The sequence below is a fragment of the Shewanella sp. MM_2022_3 genome (assembly GCF_022557375.1).
Lineage (GTDB): Bacteria > Pseudomonadota > Gammaproteobacteria > Enterobacterales > Shewanellaceae > Shewanella > Shewanella xiamenensis.
The window spans coordinates 1-2,788 of the sequence record NZ_JAKZGV010000098.1 but is presented as its reverse complement, the minus strand read 5'-3'; the positions used below and the strand labels follow the sequence as shown (position 1 = coordinate 2,788).

3 protein-coding genes are annotated in these 2,788 nt (G+C 34.4%); all 3 read right to left on the bottom strand.

The genetic code is table 11. From position 1 onward, the window contains the following. Positions 1–760: DUF819 family protein (locus MMG82_RS21190; protein ID WP_241407394.1), on the bottom strand; the 760-nt coding region annotated here is incomplete at its 3' end. A 16-nt stretch (positions 761–776) separates the two neighbouring features. Then, positions 777–1,661: a LysR family transcriptional regulator gene (locus MMG82_RS21185; RefSeq protein ID WP_037422278.1), complete on the bottom strand. Its 885-nt coding sequence runs from the start codon at positions 1,659–1,661 to the stop codon at positions 777–779. 114 nt (positions 1,662–1,775) lie between these two features. After that, complete coding sequence (locus MMG82_RS21180) at positions 1,776–2,783, bottom strand: porin (RefSeq protein ID WP_241407395.1); 1,008 nt, start codon at positions 2,781–2,783, stop codon at positions 1,776–1,778. Between the last annotated feature and the right edge of the window lie 5 nt (positions 2,784–2,788).

Below are 2,788 nucleotides of genomic sequence, written 5' to 3'. Positions count from 1 at the left end.
GAAAACAATTGTTCACTGTTAGGGATAAAAATTCGGAGACAGAATGACAAAACAAAAAAATAAATAATGAAAAAGAAATGAGTAACATACAGCCAATAAAATGTTTTTTGCCATCTAACCTTGTTATATCATCTTCAATAAAAACAGGTAAATTGTTCAAATCAGCATCCAACATTCTATCAATCGCTTTTTGTTTTTTAGCCAAAAACAACAAAATAGCCATCCATACGCCAGAAAAAACCACATTTATCGTCATCATTACTGCAAAAATGGCCTCGCCAACTTGGTGAATTTCTTTGACTACAAGTTGGTTTGCTGTACCACCCAACCAGTTCGCCATTAATGTTGCCATGCCACGCCATGCTGCATCGCCACCTTGCCATAAAAGCTCTTCTGGAAATAATTTAGAGCCAATCCATAAACTAATTGGCCCTCCAATACAAACACCAACAGTTCCGATGAAAAACATCAATAAAATCTTTCCACCGACTGACTTTAATGTAATAAAATCCGTACTCACTATTAGCAAAAATAAACTAAATGGAATTAAATGCGCTTTAAAATAGTCATCAACACTTGACCTGCTTGCATCTACCACATTAAAAAAACTAAATACAGCAGGTAAGGTATAGCAAATAAACATGACAGGGAAAACACTATAAAAGCGTTTAAAAAAAAGACAAGATGAAGAGTTTGAATATAACACAACGACAAGAAGTGAGATTAAAAATATAACGATTCCACACTCTGAAGAAATCATTTATTTCACCAACTTTCTAACTAGCATTATTTAAAAAATTCAAAAAAATATTAGACTGTAATGAAAGTTCATCAGACTCTCGCTGGATTGACCAGTAAGTGCGTTTATAATCCCATCCTTTCAAATCGATCAAACATAACTCCCCCCGCTCTAACTCTTCTTTTATAGCCACATAGGGTAAAACACTCAAACCTATACCCGTTCCAATTGCACGTTTAATCGCCCCAATAGTAGACATACAAATGTCATTTCTGACATAAACGTTTAAACTTTTTAACAATTGAACAGCCCTAATATGTGACAGAGAGGACTCATGGTCAAAAACCCACAATTGTTCACTTAAAATATGACTAGAACATGCTTGCTTTGCTACAGGATGTGAGCACCCACTTACAATGCAAAGCTTATCTTGCATCCATTGCTCGCATACTAGATTTCTACTTGCAGGCTTGGCATCAATGAAACCTAAGTCGATTTCTTTCTCTGATACCATTTTTTCAATCACCAGACTATTCTCTATTATGAGTTTAATTTTTACGTCTGGATATTTATCTTTAAATAATGGGATCTTTCTGGATAAAACATAGTTACCAACCGTTTTACTACTACCGATCACTAAACAACCTTTAACGCCATCCTCAGCAAAATTAAAAAGCTTCTCTAATTCATTTCCCTTACTAAGCATTTCATTAGCATAAGGCAGAATAATTTTTCCATGGGCATTTAGCTCCAAGCCACCACCAGCTCTTTCAAATAGTCGACATCCTAGCGAGTTCTCTAATTCTTTCAGAGCCATACTCACTGCAGGAGTTGACATGTGCATCAGTTTTGCCGCTTTTGAGATCTGCCTCTCGGTACAGATAGCCTTAAAGATCATTAACTGCCTTAACGTAATGCGCATCTACATCCCCAATAAACTCCAGTTGGAACAAGATAAATGAAAGATACATTTTTTAACATGACTGATATCTAATTTTAATAAAGCGGTCTATTAGACCGCTTTATTTGATATGTTCTAAAAAAGGTATCTTGTTGAAAACGAAATCAAAGTATCGTCAAATTCATTATTACCTTTTGAATCTGAGTACTCGCCTTCAAAGTAGCTTACTGCTGCACCAAATGTTAATTCCTTCATCAGATTATAATCGACACCAATTGAATATTGACTCGCATCACTATTATTTAATGTTTTAAGATCTGCACCAGCATTTTTGGTAACTTTACCCAGACCAGCATCATCTTTAAGGTACTGAAACTTGAAATCATATTTATTAACAGGAATACTCATACTTAATAAATATGAATTGCCTTTAACATTTTCATAGATACTGGATTTAGAATACTGATATATCGCCCCAACTTTTATAGATGAAATAGCAACACCAGCAACAACTCTTGTTGCCTCTAACAAATTTAGTCCATCAGCATAGGCGAGAGAAAGATAACTATTTCCTTTTTTAAATGAAGGATCACCATATACTATACTAACAGCATAATTGTTTTGATTGTCAGCAAGCATTGGATTTTTTTGATTAAAATCATCATCGAAAGCATATGTAATGCCAAGAGACATGCCTGCAACTTTTGCAGTATTGATCGTGACTAAATCACCTAACCGGTCATTACCTGCAATAATCATATTCATATCACTTGATGTAATATTGAATAGATCGACTTTACCTTCTGAAGTTTTGAATACAGTATCATTTCGCCCAAAAACGACACTACCATATTTAACCTTAAAGCCTAAATATGAGTTACGCGGTTTAAAAATATTTGTATCATCATTATCAAAACTTTCAACTCCAGCTTCGAACTTATATATCAAACTAAAATCTTCATGCACATCATAATCACCTTTAATTCCAACGTATGAGGCAAAATTCTCAAGTGAAAAACCATTAACCTTTTCATTACCAGAAATACCATGACTAGAGTTTGATACACCAAGCCACAATCTCCCATAAAAATCTAAGGGCTCAGATAAAGCTTGATTAGAACAAAGTAATAAAGCAACAGGCACAAAAC